General features: G+C 58.5%; 12 protein-coding genes. 6 read left to right on the top strand and 6 right to left on the bottom strand.

Annotated features, from left to right (window positions below; genetic code table 11):
- The first annotated feature begins 249 nt into the window (after positions 1-249).
- From VGU61_RS02375 to VGU61_RS02365, 3 genes are all read left to right on the top strand, one after another.
- A complete protein-coding gene (locus VGU61_RS02375; RefSeq protein WP_326857496.1) occupies positions 250-2328 on the top strand; it encodes a 3-hydroxyacyl-CoA dehydrogenase NAD-binding domain-containing protein in 2079 nt (692 codons plus the stop codon).
- A gap of 192 nt (positions 2329-2520) precedes the next feature.
- Positions 2521-3582: a tRNA 2-selenouridine(34) synthase MnmH gene (mnmH, locus tag VGU61_RS02370; RefSeq protein WP_326857495.1), complete on the top strand. Its 1062-nt coding sequence runs from the start codon at positions 2521-2523 to the stop codon at positions 3580-3582.
- An 82-nt stretch (positions 3583-3664) separates the two neighbouring features.
- The gene (locus VGU61_RS02365) at positions 3665-4273 is read left to right on the top strand and encodes a PH domain-containing protein (protein ID WP_326857494.1); all 609 of its coding nucleotides are present in this window, start codon (positions 3665-3667) and stop codon (positions 4271-4273) included.
- A 34-nt stretch (positions 4274-4307) separates the two neighbouring features.
- Here the strand turns inward: VGU61_RS02365 and VGU61_RS02360 are convergent, their stop codons facing one another.
- Positions 4308-5102, bottom strand: a complete 795-nt coding sequence (locus tag VGU61_RS02360; RefSeq protein WP_326857493.1) for a ferredoxin--NADP reductase — start codon at positions 5100-5102, stop codon at positions 4308-4310.
- Between the two features lie 77 nt (positions 5103-5179).
- Between VGU61_RS02360 and serA the strand changes: the two genes are divergently transcribed.
- Positions 5180-6379: a phosphoglycerate dehydrogenase gene (serA, locus tag VGU61_RS02355; protein ID WP_326857492.1), complete on the top strand. Its 1200-nt coding sequence runs from the start codon at positions 5180-5182 to the stop codon at positions 6377-6379.
- Between the two features lie 358 nt (positions 6380-6737).
- Here the strand turns inward: serA and VGU61_RS02350 are convergent, their stop codons facing one another.
- From VGU61_RS02350 to VGU61_RS02340, 3 genes are all read right to left on the bottom strand, one after another.
- Positions 6738-8117 carry a SpoVR family protein gene (locus tag VGU61_RS02350; RefSeq protein ID WP_326857491.1) on the bottom strand — a complete coding sequence of 460 codons (1380 nt, stop codon included), beginning with the start codon at positions 8115-8117 and terminating at the stop codon, positions 6738-6740.
- Between the two features lie 14 nt (positions 8118-8131).
- Complete coding sequence (locus VGU61_RS02345; RefSeq protein WP_326857490.1) at positions 8132-9268, bottom strand: DUF444 family protein; 1137 nt, start codon at positions 9266-9268, stop codon at positions 8132-8134.
- A 78-nt stretch (positions 9269-9346) separates the two neighbouring features.
- Positions 9347-11296 carry a serine protein kinase gene (locus VGU61_RS02340; RefSeq protein WP_326857489.1) on the bottom strand — a complete coding sequence of 650 codons (1950 nt, stop codon included), beginning with the start codon at positions 11294-11296 and terminating at the stop codon, positions 9347-9349.
- 931 nt (positions 11297-12227) lie between these two features.
- Between VGU61_RS02340 and VGU61_RS02335 the strand changes: the two genes are divergently transcribed.
- On the top strand, positions 12228-13181 hold the full coding sequence (locus VGU61_RS02335; protein ID WP_326857488.1) for an AAA family ATPase: 954 nt from the start codon (positions 12228-12230) through the stop codon (positions 13179-13181).
- 150 nt (positions 13182-13331) lie between these two features.
- A complete protein-coding gene (locus VGU61_RS02330) occupies positions 13332-14690 on the top strand; it encodes an NAD(P)/FAD-dependent oxidoreductase (RefSeq protein ID WP_326857487.1) in 1359 nt (452 codons plus the stop codon).
- Between the two features lie 77 nt (positions 14691-14767).
- On the opposite strand, the gene VGU61_RS02325 is transcribed toward VGU61_RS02330, so the two are convergent.
- Complete coding sequence (locus VGU61_RS02325; RefSeq protein ID WP_326857486.1) at positions 14768-15613, bottom strand: NAD(P)/FAD-dependent oxidoreductase; 846 nt, start codon at positions 15611-15613, stop codon at positions 14768-14770.
- Between the two features lie 65 nt (positions 15614-15678).
- Positions 15679-16713: a site-specific integrase gene (locus tag VGU61_RS02320; protein WP_326857485.1), complete on the bottom strand. Its 1035-nt coding sequence runs from the start codon at positions 16711-16713 to the stop codon at positions 15679-15681.
- Positions 16714-16803 lie beyond the last annotated feature (90 nt).

Raw genomic sequence — 16803 nt, 5'->3', positions numbered from 1 at the left:
TCAGTCCGTTCAGGACGTGCCCACGATGTTTGCCCGCATTGATCGATATCCGCCCCTATCTCGCCTACATCAACCGCCAGATCGGCCTGCGGGTTTTTTTACTGCAAAAATAATACGATCGTTCTTTTATCGGGTATAGTTCACACTACCAAATCAGAGCACCGCGTGAATGGTCCAAGACGCTGAAGCAAGCCTCTGTATGCGCACCGAAAAATAGCCCAACGAGACTTTATTGATAAAGGAAGAGATATGACTGCCGAATACAAGGTCAACGGCGCTGTTGCCGTTATTACGCTGAACAATCCGCCGGTGAACGGCCTGGGCCATTCGACCCGCAGCGCGATCGTGGAAAGCATGAAGCAGGCGCTGGATAACGATGCCGTCAAGGCCATCGTCATTACCGGCGCCGGCAAGGCGTTTTCCGGCGGTGCCGATATCAAGGAATTCAATTCGCCGAAGGCGCTTGCCGAGCCGACCCTGCATACGGTGATCAATGTCGTTGAAAGCTCGACCAAGCCGGTCGTGGCCGCGATTCATACGGTATGCATGGGCGGCGGCCTCGAGCTTGCGCTCGGCTGCCATTACCGCGTCGCTTCCGCCGGCGCGCAGATCGCGCTGCCTGAAGTCAAGCTGGGCATTCTTCCCGGTGCCGGCGGTACGCAGCGCCTGCCGCGCGTGCTCGGCCTCGAAATGGCCCTGAACATGATCGTGTCTGGCAATCCGGTGCCATCCGAAAAGCTTGCCAAGACCGCGCTCTTTAATGAAATGATTGAAGGCGATTTGCTTGAAGGCGCAATCGCTTTTGCGAACAAGGTTGCCGATACGCGTCCGCTGCCGAAAGTGCGCGACATGAAGGTCGATTACCCGAACTACGAAGCATTCCTGCAGTTCTCCCGCAATACCGTCAAGGCGATGGCCGGTCCGTTCCCCGCGCCACTGAAGTGCGTCGAAGCAGTCGCCGCCTCCGTCACCAAGAAGTTCGATGATGGCCTGGCCTATGAGCGTCAGCTGTTCGTCGATCTGGTTCAGACCACCGAATCGAAAGCTCTGCGTCACGCGTTCTTCGGCGAGCGCGCCGCAAGCAAGGTGCCTGACGTGCCTGAAGACACGCCGACCCGCCCGATCAAGTCGGCGGCCGTCATCGGCGCCGGCACCATGGGGGGCGGTATCGCGATGAATTTTGCCAATGCCGGCATCCCGGTTCAGATCCTGGAAATGAAGCAGGAAGCGCTCGACAAGGGTCTTGCAACCATTCGCAAGAACTACGAAAACACCCTGAAAAAGGGCAAGCTCACGCAGGAAAAATTTGACCAGCGTATCAGCCTCATCACCGGCACGCTGTCGTATGAAGAGATCGGCCAGGCCGATATCGTGGTCGAGGCGGTGTTCGAGGACATCGGCGTCAAGGAACAGGTATTCAAGAAGCTCGACGAAGTGATGAAGCAGGGCGCGATCCTGGCGTCCAATACATCGACACTGGATGTCGACAAGATCGCCAGCTTCACCAAGCGGCCTCAGGACGTCATCGGCCTGCATTTTTTCAGCCCGGCGAATGTGATGAAGCTGCTGGAAATCGTTCGTGGCGCCAAGACTGGCAAGGACGTTCTCGCGACGTCCCTGCAATTGTCGAAGAAGATCAAGAAGACCGGCGTGGTCTCGGGGGTCTGCGACGGCTTCATCGGCAATCGCATGATCGAGCAATACAGCCGCCAGGCAGGCTTCCTGCTGGAAGAGGGCGCATTGCCGGAGCAGGTGGATAAGGCAATTGAAAAATTCGGCTTCGCGATGGGTCCGTTCCGCATGGGCGACCTTGCCGGTAACGACATCGGCTGGTATATCCGCAAGCGCCGTTACGTCGAGAAGCCGGAAGTTACGTATTCCAAGACAGCCGACCTGCTGTGCGAAATGGGCCGTTTCGGCCAGAAGACTTCCGCAGGCTGGTACGACTACAAGCCGGGCGACCGCAAGCCATATCCGTCGCAGGTCGTCAACGACATGATCATCAAGCACTCGGCCGACCTCGGCATCGAGCGCCGCAAGATCAGCGATGAGGAAATCGTCCAGCGCCTGGTATTTGCGCTCGTCAATGAAGGCGCGCAGATCCTGGATGAGGGTATCGCGATGCGTGCATCGGACATCGATATGGTTTACCTGACCGGTTACGGCTTTCCGCTGTTCCGCGGCGGCCCGATGTTCTACGCCGATACCGTCGGCCTGCCGAGCGTCGTGATGACGATGGAGAAGTTCGCGAAGGGCCGTCACGGCGAAGCCTGGAAACCGGCACCCCTGCTGGCGAAGCTGGCCGCCGAGGGCAAGACCTTCAACTAAGCCCTACATCGTCAACGAAAAAGCCCGGTCTCGTACCGGGCTTTTTTCTTTGCGCCGCCGGATTCTGCGGGCAGGTAAGGGAAAATGCATGGATTAGAATGTGGTACAACACGCAGCGATCGCCCGATTGCGATGACACCGCCGAACGGCATTATCGAACCATGCTGCGGCGTGAACACGAGGACCGAGATTGTGAATCACTTTAAACCGCCGGAATTTACCTTTGATTTTTCGAAGTATGACCTGATCATTGATGCACGTTCGCCAAGGGAATTCGAGGAAGATCACATCCCCGGCGCCGTCAACCTGCCGGTGGCAAACAACGAAGAGTATGCCGAGGTCGGTACGATGCACCGGACGAACAAGCACGGCGCGTACAAGATCGGCGTCCAGTATTCGCTGAAGAATATTGCACGCCATCTCGAAGAAACGGTGTCGAAGTATGATGCGACAAGCAACATCCTCGTGTATTGCTTCCGTGGCGGCAAGCGAAGCAGGCTCTGGCTGGATGCGCTGGAAACCATTGGTTACCAGGTTGAACGCCTGCCGGGCGGATGGAAGAAATATCGCGCGTACGTCAATGAGCAGCTTGCCGTTGTGCCGGCGCAATTCCGGTACAACGTTTTGTCTGGGCCGACCGGATGCGGAAAGACGCGTTTGCTGTATGCGCTCGAAGCGTGCGGCGCGCAGGTGATCGATCTGGAGGAGATCGCCATGCACCGCGGGTCTGTCATCGGCGCATTGCCGGGCACGCCGCAGCCGACACAAAAACTGTTCGACAGCCGGTTGCTGCAGAAACTGCAATCCTTTTCCAACGACAGGCCGATCTGGGTGGAAGCGGAGAGCAAAAAGATCGGCAATGTGCAGTTGCCGGACGCGTTGCTGGCCACGATGCGTAAAGGGGCGATCATCCCGGTCGACGCCGACATGGGGCAACGCGTGCTGTTATGGCGGGAGGATTACCGTCATTTCGAAGAAGACCCGCAGGCGCTCGTCGGGCGGCTGGAGTATCTTCGTCCGCTGGTGGGAGGCAAGGAACTGGACGAGTGGCGGCTTCTCGCCGAGGAAAGGAAAATTCCGGAGCTCTTCGAGCGCATTATGCGCAACCACTATGATCCTGCCTATGCGCGCTCCACGCAGAAGAATTATCCGGGTATCGAGAAACTCGACAAGGTGTTCTTGACGGATCTGTCACACGATGGCCTGCTTCCTGTCGCGCGCACTCTCATCGAGCAATATGCTTCCGCGGATTGAGGAAACGAAAAAGCGTATGCAACGGAAGGCATATCGACCACTGGTGTCGTAACGCGCCTTCACTTTAAATTCGGAGGGATTCATGTTCAAAAAACTGGCTTCGGACGCATTGGGCCTCAGCGATATCGGCGTCATCGTCACGCCGGAAAACTACAAGGATGTCGATGCCGACGACTACCTGTTTCATGAAGACGGAGAAAAAATTTTCTTCCTGATCAAGTCGCGCAAGGATGAATACTGCTTTACCAATCTAGCGCTTATTCATGTCGACGGCGAATCCGCGGTGTCGTCCAAGCGCTCCATCCGGCGGTATGACTACGCCAATTACCGCGTGTCCGATCCGCTGATCGAAACAGCCGGCACGGTGGACCTCGATGTCGAGTTGAAATTCACCTTGGGGGACAGGGTGTTCAGTATCGATATCCGGAAGAAGTACATTGAACAGGTCAAGGATATCTACAAGGCACTATTCTCGATCAGCAAACAGCAGACGCGGGACGAGATCGGGAGAAGCAATGCGATTCGCACGCTGGAGGCAACCGCGTCGATGTACAGGATCACCGACGGCGCCAGCGCCGCCGCGATCGTTACCAACTTCAACGCGGTACTGGACAACCTGAACAGGGCGGTCATGGATCGACACACGAAGCGTGATTTCAGCGACGTTTTTCAGAAGTACATTCAAAACTGAGCCTGCAACGCCAGTTGCACCGTGCGACGGAGAGCTACCAGTAGTTCTCCGTGACGAACTGGCCCGGGATCGCCCGCCTGACCGGCCGCATGCCGCGTTCATGCAGCAGGCGTCGTGTTTCCTCGATCATTTCCGGATTGCCGCACAGCATGATCCGTGACGCCTCCACGCTTAACTGCAGTCCCGCCTTTCGTTCCAGCTCTCCGTTTTGCAGCAAGGTGGTGATCCTGCCGGTGAGCAGCCCGTTGTCATTTATGGGGCCGTCCCGGGTGACCGAGCGTATGACCTGGAGCCGTGCGGGACCGGGCGATCCGCCCGGTGGATTGTTTTCCAGTGCCGCCAGTTCGTTCCTGTATGTCAGCTCATTGGCATGTCGCACGCAATGAACGAGCACCAGATTGCGGAATCGATTCCATACGAACGGGTCGCGTAGAATCGAAATGAATGGCCCGACGCCGGTGCCGGTCGACAGCATCCACAGGTCATCGCCCTCGGTAAACCGGTCCACCGTCATGAATCCATAGGTCTGCCGTTCAATCCAGATCGGATCGCCGGGCTTGATCCTGTCAAGCTGGGTGGTGAACAGGCCGCCGTCGACGATGATGCCGTAAAACTCCAATTCAGCGTCCGCAGGCGCCGACGTCATGGAATAGGCACGCCAGATCATGCCGGATTCGTCCGGCAGACCCATGCGGGCATATTGCCCCGCAGTGAAGGAATATCCTTCGGGTTTTGTGGTCGTAAACGTCAATAGCCTGTCGGTCCATCGGCGCACCGAGATCACTGTTTGCTGCGTTGCTTTCTGGGTTGCTTGCGGCGTTGCATTCATCTTGCTTCCGTCCTGTTGAAATCTCGAAATCCAGTCATCCTGTTTATACTAAGTGCAAATCAAACAAAAGGTCCGCAATGACAAAAATCGTACTGCTTGAAAAAATTCATGCGAGCGCCGTGGCGCATCTGAAGGGTGAGGGCTTCACCGACATCGTGCAATTGCCGACGGCGCTGACCGGCAAGGATCTGGCCGACACGCTGGCCGATACGGATGTGATCGGCATACGTTCCGCCACACATATTACCGCCGATATCCTGGAGAAGACGTCCCGCCTGCGTGCCATAGGCTGTTTCTGCATCGGGACCAATCAGGTCGACCTCGGAGCGGCCGCGGCGCGTGGCATACCGGTTTTCAATGCGCCATTTTCCAACACCCGCTCCGTCGCGGAGCTTGTCATTGCGCAGGCAATCCTGCTGCTGCGGCGGATTCCGGAGAAAAATGCGCGCACGCATCGCGGTCACTGGGACAAATCGGCCGTGGGATCGAACGAGGTGCGCAACAAGCTGCTGGGCATTATCGGCTATGGCAACATCGGCGCGCAGGTCGGCATTCTTGCGGAGAGCGTCGGCATGCGTGTCTGCTACTACGATGTCGAAAGCAAGCTGCCGCTCGGCAATGCCCGGCCCACCGCCAGTCTGGACGAATTACTGGAGCTTGCCGATATCGTCACGCTGCATGTGCCGGGCGGGAGCGCAACCGAGAATCTCATGACGCGCGACAAGATCAATCTCATGAAGCTTTCTGCAGTGCTGATCAATGCCTCACGCGGCGGCGTGGTAGACATTGACGCATTGCACGACGCATTAAAGGAAAAACGTCTCGCCGGTGCTGCGCTGGATGTGTTTCCGGTCGAGCCGCGCAACGAGAAGGAGGAGTTCGTATCCCCGCTACGCGGTCTGGACAATGTAATCCTGACGCCGCATATCGGCGGCAGCACCGAAGAAGCGCAGGAGAATATCGGACGGGAAGTCGCGGACAAGCTGGCCCGTTTCATGAAGGCGGGTACGACGCGCTGGGCGGTTAACTTTCCCGAGCTGCCGCATGTTGACAAGGAGGCAAAGAGCAGGGTGCTCAACGTGCACCGCAACGAGCCCGGGGTAATTGCGCGAATGAATGCGGATTTTGCAGCGGCCGGACTGAACATTGTCGCGCAGCATCTGCAGACGAAGGGATCGATCGGTTATGTGATTACGGACGTCGATGCCGTTATACCGAAGTCCTTGCTGCAAAAGATCTGCAAGGAGCCGGCAACGATTCGGTGTGAACTGATCTAGCGCCAGATCAGGAACATGCAAGGGGCCGACCCGGCTCTCTTGCCTGTTCCTGAAAGCCGCTCGAAGAACGAAAAGAACAAAAGGGGGATGGAACGAGACTTGCAGCCCATTGTCTCAGTTAACCAATGCTGCACATGCTCAGCCTGTGCAGCCGACGGCTTTAATCATGAAGAACCATCCCTCATGGATCGTCATGCTGCTTACCGCGCACGGGGTCGCCTGCCTGTATTTGTTGCTGGCTATTTTTACGGGTTTTGCGACGCCGGTGTTTAGCGTAGTCCGGCATTTGCAGTAAAACGATTCGCCCGCATGAAACGCGCTGCCTTACGCCGGCAGCGCGCGGGTCCGTTTGCGGTCTTTAAAGGCGCTTGCTCGTCACCACCCGTGCTTCGCCACGATCACCGACGGTATGCAGCGTTACAGGCCTGCGCCATACCCGTCCGATATATTCAAGCACCCGTTCCGCCCGTGCGAGATCGATGCCGCGGCCATCGCTCTGGTGGTCATGAACGAGTTGCAGGCTGCCGTCGACATGCAGGTGCTGGGCCGCGATGCGCGGGGCGCCGTAGTTGAATTTCGGCGACAGGATGGCTTCATGCACCGCATGCACTTCCCGCTCGGCAATCCGGATGTCGCCGTCGCCGCGCTCCTGGTAGACGAACAGATCAAGCTTGTCGATCAGTTCCGCACTGAGATAGTTGCGGATGAAGCCGAAATCGTCTTCCTCCTTCATGATCCTGCGCGCCGCATCGAGTCCTTGCTTCTCTACGATGTCTTCCCACATCGAAAATCCGAGGTGATAGGGATTCACGGCCAGCGCGAGCTGGCGTTCGGCCGCGTAGGGACGCACCACATCGGAATGTGCCTTGATCGCGGACAGATAGAGATCATGCGGCAGGAAGTCCGCTTCGCGCAGCAGTCGGGCATGCCAATAGGATGCCCAGCCCTCATTCATGATCTGGCAGGCGAATACCGGATAGAAATAGAAGGATTCCTCACGGACCGCAAGGAAGATGTCGCGCTCCCAGTCTTCGAGTTCCGGCGCGTAATGGGCGATGAACCATAGCAGGTCGTATTCCGGCTGGGGTGGGACGGTCATGCGCTTGGCGGCCTGCTTTTTGTCAGGCTGGGCGCTCTCGCCGGGGAGGTTGCGATAACGCTTCTGGAAGGCGTCGAGCACTGGTTCGACATGCTTTGGATGCTCGATCGGGTACAAATCCCGATGCAGCTCCCGGTTGATGTCGATATGCGGCTCCAGCGCCAGCGCCGCATCCAGGACCGCCTCGACGCGATCCTGGCCATACTCGGTGACTGCCATTTCGATCCTGTGCGCCCGGGCGGCTGCTTCTTCAAGGATATGCCCGCCGGCCATTTTCATGAACTGCGCAAACAGGTGGTTGTTTTTCGCGAAGTCGGCATGGCCGAGAACGTGTGCCGTGACCAGGGTGTTTTCCGGCAAGGTGTTGTTATCGACCAGATAGGCGTGGCACGGGTCGCCGGGGAACATCACTTCGAAGATGCGTGAATGTCCCATCCCTTGGCGGATCAGTTGATGGATGTAGCGCACGCCGAATGACCAATGATGCATGCGTACCGGCAGCCCGTACACCGCGATCTCCATCATGAAATTGTTCGGCACCACCTCGAAATCAACCGGGTAGTAGTCGAGCCCTTGCTTGCGCGCCAGATCTTCGATCTGCGCGGAGTATTCCTTCAGGGTATCAATCGAATTGCACATGGATACATATTTCCTTATTCGACCTGCTGAATGAAGAACTTGCGGATGGCTTTCCAGACGTCATCATGACGCGCCAGGACGCTGCTGCCGATCGGCGCGCCGGTGCGCTCGATCTCGCCGCACAGCATCTTCATCTCGGTTTCACTGGTGCGCGGCGATCCGGGGACCGTCTCCACATAGCCGATGAAGTTCAGCAGGCTGCCGAGGCGGGTAAGACTCTCGATGGCGGCTGGCCGGTCCTCGGTAAAGTTCTCACCGTCGGAGGCATAAAACAGATAACCGTTGTACTGGGACGGGTCGTACTGGCTCTCGATCATTTCCACCGCAAGCTTGAAGGCCGTGGAAGCGCCGGTGCCTCCGGTGCCGCTGACATTGAAGAACTCGTGCTCGGAGAATTCCCATGCCTGCGTGGTATGCGCGATAAAGCGGGTTTCCACTTTTGCGTAACGGCGGCGTATGCCTTGCAGAACGAAAAAGAAGAAACTTTTGGCGAGTTTCCGTTCTGCATCGGTCATGCTGGCTGACACATCGAGCGCGAAGATCACCACCGCATTGGTAGCCGGCTTGCGTCGCTGCACCAACTGACGGAAGCGCAGATCATCGTTGGTGAAGGGCACCGGATTTTCCTGCACCGCGCGCCGCTTCACCGCCTCCTTCACCGTACGCCGGCGGTCGAGGCGGGCACGGGCGCCGTGCTTGTCCCAGCCCTCGCGCACCATTTCCTCGTCGTTGATGCTGATATTGCGCTTCGGCTGCAGATCGGGCAACTGCAATTCCTCCCACAGCCAGTCGATGATGTCGTCGACCTTGAATTCCAGCATCAGTTTTACTTCACCTTCATTGTTGCCGCCTTCGCCCGCTTCGTCGCCCATATCGGGCTGCGCCTGGCGCAGGACGTCGCCCGGCTTGCCCTTGCCCTGGCCGGCGGCGGTCTGCGTCTGGGAGTTGGAATCCGACAATCTGAATCGCGCATGCTCAAGCAGGTGCACCGGGACCTGCACCGTCCTGTCCTGAGAGCCGGTGATGACATCCGGGCCGGCAACCAGGTTGGGCAGGTTCTGCTGCACCGCTTCGCGCACCTTTTCGTTGTGCCGAAGCCAGTCGCGCGACCCGCGTGAAAACAGGTCGTACCACGGGCTCTCAGCGGACATCGTAATGTGATTCACCATATTGGGACCTTAAAGCACAAACTGCATGCATCATCTGACCGCTGACGGCACGTCCGAACGTCACTCCTGCGCCATCAGGGTCGTTACATAATTGAGCGCCTCGCGCGCGCTGTGGCTGTCATATCCGTACTCATCCACCAGCCGCTGTTCCACCACCGAGATCTTCTGCCGTACTTCATCGTCGGGGCGGGTCGTGGAGCTCACCAGGCGCAACACGTCGCGCCGCTGTTCGAACAGGTATTGCTGGACCGCGTTGTGCAACTGGGCGTGGCTGTCGAGCGTGAACTTCTCGCCGCGCTTGTATGCGCCCATCGCTTTCCTGACCACCTCCTGCCGGAAGGACTGCTTGCCGGAGTCGGAAATATGGATCTTTTCCTCGACCGCCCGCAGGAAACGTTCATCGGGCCGACGCTCCTCGTTGGTGATCGGGTCCTTGATCTGGCGGTTGTCGAGCATCGCTTCCACCTCGTCGAGGTACTTGTCGAGCAGGTCCTGCGCTTCCTGCTCGAAGGAGACGAACAGCGCCTTGTGCACATCTTCCTTGACCCAGCGGTTGTAAAAATCCTTGCGGGCCAGTACCAGGTAATCGACCCACTTGCGCTTCTTCTTCGGATCGATACGCGCATCCGATTCGATCGAGTCCTTGATCGCCAGCAGAACATCCATGGTCGTCAAGCTTTTGACATTGGATTGGATGATGGCGTTCGATAAGGCGTTGATCACGAAGCGCGGAGAGATGCCGGCCAGCCCTTCATCCGGCATCTTCTGTTTCATGCGCTCGACATCGGCGTGACCGTATCCTTCCACCTCCTCATGGGCGTACAGGCGGATCTTTTTGGCCAGTTCGAGGTCGCGTTCGTCGTTATCATTCAAGCGCGTCAGAATCGCAAATACCGCTGCCGCATGCAATGCGTGCGGGTCGAGGTGCACCTGGCGGAATGCGGGCGCCGCGGATGAAATCAGTTTCTTGTAAATTCGCGCCTCATCTTTGTAATTGAGTGTGTAGGGCACTTGGATGATCACCATCCGGTCCAGCAGCGCCTCGTTCTCGCTCTCCTGCAGGAAGCGGCGGAATTCGGCCAGGTTGGTATGCGCGAGAATGGTTTCGTCCAGATAGATCAGGGGGAAGCGCGACACCTTCACGTTCTTCTCCTGCGTGAGCGTGAGAAGGAGGTAGAGGAATTCGCGTTTGACCTTGAGAATCTCGATCATCTCCAGCATGCCGCGGCTGGCCGCGTATACCGCGCCCGACCATGACCACGCCCGCGGATCCCCTTCGTCGCCATACTCCGCAACCTTCGACAGGTCGACCGAACCTACCAGGTCGGCCAGGTCGGCGGTGGTCGGATCGTGCGGCGCATAGGTGCCGATGCCGACGCGGCCGGCCTCGGAGATGAAGATGCGCTCCACCGGCATCTTGAGGAAGTCGCCGCCGTAGTCGTTCTCCAGGCGGGTGCGGCAATGCGGGCAGACCTCGCCCTTGACTTCGACGCCGTAGGTCTCCCGGAACGAGCCGCGCAAGGTATGCGGCACCAGGTGAAGAGGCGATTCGTGCACCGGGCAGCCCTGGATCGCGTAGACGGCACCGGCGTCCGTCATGCTGTATTCCTCAAGCCCGCGCTTGAGAAGGATGACGAGGGTCGATTTGCCGCCGGATGGCGGTCCGAGCAGCAGCAGCAGGCGACGGCCAACTTCGGACCCGGCTGCCGCCGCCTTGAAGTAATCGACGACACGGTCGATGGATTCGTCGATGCCGAACAGTTCCTGGTCAAACAGTTTACGGCTGAATTTTCCATCCTCGTTTTCACCGCCCATCCAGCGAATCATGTCCCACATGTATTGATGCGAGGTGCGAGCGGCGCCCTGCGGGTCTGCCGGCAGGATCTCTTCGAGGAACTGCGACAGCGGACCGGACCAGTACACCGCGCGGTGGTTCTTGGTGAAAGCCACCAGGCTCTGCAAAAAGTTTTCTTGCTGTTCGGTATGTTTGGTTGAATCTAGATTCGACATCGCATGTGCTCCGCGTGAAGTTGGTGGGACGTGATTCAGTGGACATCTGAGACTATCTTCCGTTTCTGATGCGCCCGATTTAAGTATAGGGCGCTACGAAAAAAGCGAATGATGAGAACGATCAAGGAAATCTACGCAATATGACCGATATGCAATTCAAATCGCACTACCCTTGAGATAGCAAGATGCGTGCAAGGAAAACGTACATGAGCGAATGTAAAAACGCCTGCATGCAGTACTGGTATATGCATATTTGATGGCCGGCCGAAAACCGATTGCGTTCCACTTCCGGCATGCTGTTGAATGTTGCGGCGCGCAAATAACCCATGTATGGAAATCGCGGAGTGTATGTTCGAATAATCGGCACAGGCAGTGCGACAGAAATCGCTCCTTACGTCGATGAGCTATGCGAAGAGCAATGACGACAGGTGCGTCCCATGCGGTTCGCGTCATCAGCAGCACCTATCAATTTCGAAGGCAGAAAACCATGACAGGAATTGTGCGCACAGGGTGTTCCGGAGCCTGGATAAAAGACGGCATGACAGGTCCACCCGGGGAGAGTGATACGGCGACTTCAGGACAATCCGTCACATCGCTCCGGGCCTTGATCAGCGGAGCGAATTTATTTGGTTGAATTTATTTGCGTTCCTTATGCACGAGTCGTAAAGCGGCAGCGTTAACCGAACAGGCACATCGAACAGACTTCAACAAAAGGCAAAGATCCTCAGCTTTGTTGAAAACATGCAATCTTTAATACATGGAACAGCATTTGCAATGCATTTTGTTGTATAAATTAATGCACCATCTCCGAGCAACATTACGCCGTCGATATCTGTTGCCGTGCGGATGGTGATGATTGCAAATCGTGGCTTGTTGCAACCTTGCTTTTCTTCCGTTTGCCGGGAAGTATGAAGACCCAGGAGTTCAGTCGATGACCATAACACTCGCTCGCCAGCATTCCGTATATGACACCAAGGCCGTCGAGAGCGCGCAGGAGAGAGCGCGCGCCATGAAATCAGTCGAGCTCGAAGCATTTTATGAAAACATGCTTGAACTCGGCGGAGAACGGTTCCTAACTACTCCCTCGACTGCGGATGCACTTGATCCGCTCTATGAAGATTGTCCCAATTTCGGCGAAGTGCTGGACGATCTGTCGCGCTATCTCGGCCTCGCCCTTGCAGGTGGCGCAAGCTTCAACGTCATGCCTGTTCTGCTGCTGGGCGACCCCGGCGTCGGAAAAACGCACTTCGGCAAACGGCTTGCCGGCGTACTCGGAACAGAATTCGAATTCATCAGCATGAATGCCCTGTCGGCTGGTTTCGTCATCACCGGCAGTTCATCGAGCTGGCGCGGCGCGAAATGCGGCAAGGTGGCGGAGCGGCTGGTCAGGGGGCGTTTCGCCAACCCGGTGGTATTGCTCGACGAAGTGGAGAAAGCAACCGGTTCGACGCAATCGGATCCGATGGCGGCGCTGTACCAGTTGCTGGAGCCGGAAACATCGCGCGCCTTTCATGATGAGTTCATCGATCTCGATCTCGATGCCAGCCAGGTGTTCTGGGTGCTGACCGCCAATAGCCTGGAAGGCATCCCACCGGCCTTGCTCAGCCGCATGGCCATCTACGAAGTGCCGTCGCCGACACCCGAGCAGGCCGCGGCCATTGCACAGAAGGTATATGCCGGGCTTCTGAAGGAACTGAAACTGCAACAGATGGAAACCGGATTGTCCGATAGCGTGCTGGATAAATTGTCGGAAATCTCGCCGCGCGAAATGCGCAAGGCCTTGCTCGACGGACTCGGATTCGCGGTTGCCGCAGGCAGGAGCGGGCTGACGCCGGAAGATGTGCGTGTCAAGCCGGACGTCTGCAAGCGCCGCATCGGTTTTTGATCGGTAGGCTGAGAATCCGGTACCGGCGTACCGGATTTTCGGAACTCTTGCCTCCGCGACCGGCACGCTTGTTGCGTCGCCGGCCCTGGGAGGGATTGCACGTCCGGTGCAACCAGGCAAACCAATTCAGCATTTACCGGGATAACTATTTTGACTCGACACTTTCTACCTGAAGGCGGCCGGCAAACGGCTGCCAAACTGCATACCATCGTGGTCGTCGGCGGCGGTGCCGGCGGTCTCGAACTCGTCACCGCGTTGGGCGACAAGCTCGGAAAAAAGGGGAAGATCAAGGCTGTGCTCGTAGACCGGTCGCCGACGCACCTGTGGAAGCCCCTGTTGCATGAAGTCGCTGCCGGCAGCCTGGATCTCAACGCTCATCAGGTTGAATATATTGCCCAGGCACGCTGGCATGGGTTTGAATTCCAGCAGGGTGCACTGATCGGGCTGGACCGCGAACGCAAATGCATTACCGTCGCCGCGTCCCACGACATCGACGGCGTTGAAATACTGCCGCAACGCGACATTCCCTACGATACCCTGGTGCTTGCGATCGGCAGCGTCACCAGCTACTTCGGCGTACCGGGTGCCGAACAGCATGCGATCGCACTCGACACCACCGAACAGGCGGAGCGCTTCCGCCGGCACCTGATCGCCGCCTGCATGCGGGCGCAGAATCATATCGGAGAGCATGCGAACGATGTGCGTCCGCAGGTGGATATCGCGATCATCGGCGGCGGTGCAACCGGGGTGGAATTGTCAGCCGAATTGCGCAATACCGCGCAGGTGCTGCGGGCTTACGGATTGCACAAGCTTGACCCGGTGAAAGATGTCCGCATCACGATCATCGAAGCAGGTCCCAGGCTGCTGGCGGCGCTTTCCGAGCGAGTGGCCAATGCCACCACCGAACAGCTGCGCGCGATGGACATCACCGTGCTGACGTCGGAAAAGGTTACGGAGATCCGGGAGCGGGCGGTGTTGACGGCGAGCGGGAAAGAATTGCATGCCGACCTGATCGTATGGGCTGCGGGCATTCGCGCGCCGGAGATTCTGCCCAAGCTCGGCCTGCCGGTGAACAAGCAGGGGCAGATACTGGTCGAGCAGACACTGCAGACCGAAGTCGATCCCGATATTTTTGCCTTCGGCGACTGTGCGAGCTGCCCGTCGTCCGATACCGGCAAGCCGGTGCCTCCGCGTGCCCAGGTAGCGCATCAGCAGGCGAATTTTCTGTACCGCGCGTTACGCCGCCATCTCGCCGGACAGCCATTGGAAAAATTCCATTTCCGCGACAAGGGTTCGCTCGTATCGCTCGGCCGGTTCAGCGCGGTCGGCAATCTGATGGGCAACCTGACCGGCGGCACGATGCTGGTCGACGGCATCATTGCGCGGTTGCTGTATTCATCGCTCTACAGAATGCATGTGATGGCACTGTTCGGCTTCGTGCGCATGGTGCTTGACACGATCGTGCATTGGCTGCGCCGCAAGACCGCGCCGCGCATCAAGCTGCACTGAACGCTACTTGCCAACCGGAGCGCACCGCGCTCCGCATCGGTAAAAAGGGCTAAACCGCTGTAAATCTTTCCAAGCGCTCACAAGCTGCAATGGATCGCCTTCGCGGTCACTGCGGCTGGTTTCGGTGCGCAGGCCGCGGCGCCGGTTGCATACAATCCGGCGATTGAAGTGCGTCCTTCGCCGTTCACCTCCAACAGGCCCTCATCGTCGAACTCCGGTCCCAGGCAGCGCACAAGGTCGATGCCGGTGTCGTCGCCCGGAATGGCGTAGAGCGCGTCGTAGCGCCGGATGGCGCCGTTACGGAGGTGCAGCGATGCATTTCCGCCTTTCGCGACATCGACGCGGACGATCGCATCCTGCAATGTGGGTATGCCGGCCTCGCGCAATGCGGCGCGGTCGTGATCGGCAAAGCGCAGCGGACGGCCCAGCGTCAGCAGTGCGATCGATGAAGCGAAGTGATTGAGGTAAAGCGCTTCGCCGACGCTGCGGGTATCGTTGCCGACGACCGCTACCCGCTTGCCCGCCGCCACGCTGCCGTCGCACAGCGGGCATTGCCTGATGGCGCCGCGGCGGATGGCAAGCCGGAAGCCGGCGGGAAGGGGCTGCGCATCCGCGCAATCAAGTGCAAGCAGGACGGTGCGGGCGCGTATTGCTTCGTCTCCGGAAAAGCAGAAGAAGTCGCCTCCGACGATTTTTTCGATCCTGTGCACGACGGACGAACTGATGCGTACGCCATGATGGATCGCCTCCGCCTGCAACCGTGACAGCAGTCGCGCACGATCACTGCCGGACGCCGGCGGTACGGCCCCGGTATCGAAAATCCGGACTGCGTGCTGCATGGCGGCAAGCTCCATGGCCGCGCTCAGGCCAGCCGGTCCGGCGCCGATGATCACGCAATCCAGTTTCTGCGGTGAAGTATGCATGCCTTGTCTCCATTGGTGATCACCCGGTGCAGGCAGATTCCATGCCGGGAAGAGCCATGCGTGTTTTATTCCGCTTCGATGCCGCCCGGATTCACGATCAGACGCCGGAAACGCAAGGTCGATTTCGTTTCGACGTGCCCGGCCCATTGCTGTACGACTTCGACCGGCTTGTCTTTGGCGAGTTGTCGCATGAGGAAGGAATTGCGCAGCACCTGCGGCCCGAAGCCACCGCGCGGATGCAAGGCCGCGCCATTTGCCTTGAGCACCGCCTGCACCTTGCGGTAAAGCGTTGCCGGAAGCATCCTGCCGCCCTTGCCGGACACGAAAACGGTCGTTTCGCCGGCCAGCGGCAATGTTTTGCGAACGTCGAGCCAGCGTTGCAGCGGCTCCCGGGCGAAGGGCACGATGGGCGCCTTGCGCTCCGGCACCTTGCCGTGTGCGGGGATATCGATGTATGGGGGTTCGGCGGCGAGCCTGATCTGGTCGAGTTGCAGGCCGACGATCTCGGCGGTATACAAGCCCGAGCCGATGATGAGAACCATCATCGCCTGATCGCGATAGTCCCGCCAGAACCGCGGTGGTGTCGCCAGCACCATGCGCACGAAGGTATCGTCTTCCTGCGATGCCAGTGCGACCGGACTGCGGTCGGGGGCAGGGCGATAGTACTTCAGGAGCACCGCGCAGGGATTGCCGCCGCGGCGGATGCCTGCTTTCTTAAGATGCTCGAACGTCTCGCCAAGCAACTTCAGGTAGCGCCGCCGGGTGGAGTCTTCCGCAGGCCGGCCGTCCTTCGCACTCAGGCTGTCGAGAAACTGCGCGATGCGGTCGGATTGCACCGAACGCAAATCGAGCTCATGGAGAACAAGATAGTCGACGAAGCGCCGCCACATCGCGCAGTGCTGGCGCACGGATCGCTCGGCGTACAGGAACCCGTCCGAATGCGGCATGCTGCGCCGCCAGTTCTCGAATGCCGCGCGGGGATTGATCAGCCAGTGGTGCGCAGGCCTTGGCGCCGGTGAGTCAAGTAGATCGAGTTGCTCCACGATATGCTCCATCCATGCCGCGTGCCGGCCGGCGGCAGCCGGACGACTTGATCGCATGGCAATAAGAGTGGAGCCAGGGGAATGGGTTCAATCAGGCAAGACGATGATTTGAAGAAGAACAAAGCCTGCGCGGAATGCAATATACCG

This window comes from Noviherbaspirillum sp. (genome assembly GCF_035944575.1).
In the GTDB taxonomy this organism is placed as follows: domain Bacteria; phylum Pseudomonadota; class Gammaproteobacteria; order Burkholderiales; family Burkholderiaceae_D; genus Noviherbaspirillum.
This window is presented reverse-complemented; position numbering and strand designations above follow the sequence as displayed.

Coding starts and splice junctions, on each gene's coding strand:
- VGU61_RS02375 (WP_326857496.1), top strand. CDS start 250: ATGACTGCCGAATACAAGGTCAACGGCGCTGTTGCCGTTATTACGCTG.
- VGU61_RS02365 (WP_326857494.1), top strand. CDS start 3,665: ATGTTCAAAAAACTGGCTTCGGACGCATTGGGCCTCAGCGATATCGGC.
- VGU61_RS02360 (WP_326857493.1), bottom strand. CDS start 5,102: ATGAATGCAACGCCGCAAGCAACCCAGAAAGCAACGCAGCAAACAGTG.
- serA (WP_326857492.1), top strand. CDS start 5,180: ATGACAAAAATCGTACTGCTTGAAAAAATTCATGCGAGCGCCGTGGCG.
- VGU61_RS02350 (WP_326857491.1), bottom strand. CDS start 8,117: ATGTGCAATTCGATTGATACCCTGAAGGAATACTCCGCGCAGATCGAA.
- VGU61_RS02345 (WP_326857490.1), bottom strand. CDS start 9,268: ATGTCCGCTGAGAGCCCGTGGTACGACCTGTTTTCACGCGGGTCGCGC.
- VGU61_RS02340 (WP_326857489.1), bottom strand. CDS start 11,296: ATGTCGAATCTAGATTCAACCAAACATACCGAACAGCAAGAAAACTTT.
- VGU61_RS02335 (WP_326857488.1), top strand. CDS start 12,228: ATGACCATAACACTCGCTCGCCAGCATTCCGTATATGACACCAAGGCC.
- VGU61_RS02325 (WP_326857486.1), bottom strand. CDS start 15,613: ATGCATACTTCACCGCAGAAACTGGATTGCGTGATCATCGGCGCCGGA.
- VGU61_RS02320 (WP_326857485.1), bottom strand. CDS start 16,713: ATGCGATCAAGTCGTCCGGCTGCCGCCGGCCGGCACGCGGCATGGATG.